At 47.8% G+C, this 437-nt stretch carries 1 protein-coding gene; it reads left to right on the top strand.

Annotation, left to right across the window (positions count from 1 at the left end):
• A partial coding sequence (locus A3751_RS01205) for a biotin--[acetyl-CoA-carboxylase] ligase (protein WP_068451280.1) occupies nucleotides 1-437 on the top strand: 437 nt, incomplete at both ends.

The following is a 437-nucleotide window of genomic DNA, read 5'->3' on the forward strand; positions in this document are numbered from 1 at the left end:
CTGTATCCCTCCATCATGTTTTATCTTGTTCTTCGACGAATAGCGACGTCCACAATTACCTTGGAGTGGATGCTCCTTATACTATATTGTTTGCCGAGCAGCAAACCTCTGGGCGAGGTCGAAGAGGGAGGGTGTGGTCTAGTCCTTTTGCTGAGAACCTTTATTTGAGTATGTGTTTCGATTGGGTAAAAGGCACATCTGAGTTACAGGGTTTAAGTATTGTTGTTGGCGTCGCTGTTGCTGAGCTATTGGTAGAGGAGGGGTATCAGGAGGTTGGTGTGAAGTGGCCTAATGATGTTTGGCTTCATGGCAAGAAAGTAGCGGGAATATTGGTTGAGCTACAAGGGGAGGTTACGAGTAGTTGGAGGGTGACTCTTGGGTTGGGCTTGAATACGCATATGTCTCCAAAAGGGGGGGTGGCAATTGATCAGCCGTGG

It is taken from the genome of Oleiphilus sp. HI0080 (assembly GCF_001635135.1).